The following is a 1,548-nucleotide window of genomic DNA, read 5'->3' on the forward strand; positions in this document are numbered from 1 at the left end:
TTACGTGTTCATATATAAAAAGCTGACTATACTCAGTCAGCTTTTTATATATTACATTCTAGTATTTATCTCGCTATTTGTCAGGCAGTAATGCCCCCCACCTAAAAATTTAGCGAAAGCAAGGAAGTAGGTGAGGGATCAACTTTTCGGAAAAGTCCGATTGGTTCCAAAAGACATATTCTTTCCTTTAAGTTGAGATTGAAAATATTACCAATTTTTTCTTTTACAATGGCAACAAATAAAGAAACATTTACAACGACACTTATTTCGTTTAGAACTCCAATCATCATTACAATGTTTTTCCTGAGAACTCCAATCGTCATCACAATGACACTTTTCTTTAGATTTCCACCAATCATCATTACAATGCTTTTTCTGAGAACTCCAATCATCATCACAATGACGCTTTTCTTTAGATTTCCACCAATCATCATCACAATGACGCTTTTCTTTAGATTTCCACCAATCATCACAACAATGCTTTTTCTGAGAACTCCAGCAATCATTTTTCCATGACATTTATTTCTACCTCCTTTCAATAGTGTTCATATTATTCTATGTTTTAATAAAAAAATGGCTTGTTTATTAACCTACTATTTTATCTCTATATGATAGAGTGTTTTCTACTCGATATAGAGTTCATACAAACTATGCTAATTTTTAAGAGATAGTGGAGGGAACTACTACTAGTTATGGTATTTTTTAATAAACATTTGTTGAAGAAAGCGTTCTGATTACAAATAATATCTTATTTTCGAGTACGCTTTTTTGAATGTATATTTCACAATAACAAAGGAAAAATCCACAAATAAAGTCTATGTATATGTGAGTTAATGGGAAAATCTAGTGCGTTTTTAAGGAGCGTCTTATTTAAAAGAAAAAAGGTTTGTTTTAGAAAGCGGTGTCTAAACATTAAATGGAGTAGGACTAAATTCACGGCCGCTCATTAAACAAGCTTTTAATTAGGAGAGGTCTGTTTTTATAATGAATAATGAAAAGAAGGTTTGGTACAATTGCTTGTTTTTTTCTTTTTATGCGTTTGCCTCGTACCCTTTTAAGCTAGTGGACATACTTTACTAATAGAAATGATTAGGGGGTGAGGTATTGGGTTCTCGATTTAATAATTGTAAAAAGAAGTGTACATGTAAACAGGATGATTGTTGGGAAGTATTCGAAGAGTGTAAAAAAGAACAGCATGAGAAATGTGATAATTCTTGTGTACAAGGAATTAGAGATGAACTTAAGAAATTAATTAATCGAACAGTTCAAATTAACACAGAGGGACGTACTTATGTAGGTACTGTTTCGTCTGTAAGTTGTGATGTAGTTAAGCTTGCGGCTATTCCTGGATCGGTTGGAGTAATTATTTCCATTTGCAAAATTGAAGCAATTTTCCCACCTGTTACAACGGTTACGGCTGACTTTGATTTTAATGGTATTGATGTAGCAAACAAGGCATAATTATGCTGCTTTTTTGTAAAGCCATTCACATGAATGGCTTTATTTTAATTTCATATAAAAGGAGAATATATTCTTTATATAGAAATA

At 31.9% G+C, this 1,548-nt stretch carries 2 protein-coding genes; one reads left to right on the forward strand and one right to left on the reverse strand.

From position 1 onward, the window contains the following. Positions 1–101: 101 nt before the first annotated feature. Complete coding sequence (locus ACQGS6_RS28190; RefSeq protein ID WP_426966010.1) at positions 102–506, reverse strand: hypothetical protein; 405 nt, start codon at positions 504–506, stop codon at positions 102–104. 598 nt (positions 507–1,104) lie between these two features. Here ACQGS6_RS28190 and ACQGS6_RS28195 point away from each other — a divergent pair. After that, positions 1,105–1,461 carry a hypothetical protein gene (locus tag ACQGS6_RS28195; protein WP_000535573.1) on the forward strand — a complete coding sequence of 119 codons (357 nt, stop codon included), beginning with the start codon at positions 1,105–1,107 and terminating at the stop codon, positions 1,459–1,461. Positions 1,462–1,548: the final 87 nt, after the last annotated feature.

The sequence above is a fragment of the Bacillus sp. GMs2/2 genome (assembly GCF_050172095.1).
Lineage (GTDB): Bacteria > Bacillota > Bacilli > Bacillales > Bacillaceae_G > Bacillus_A > Bacillus_A cereus.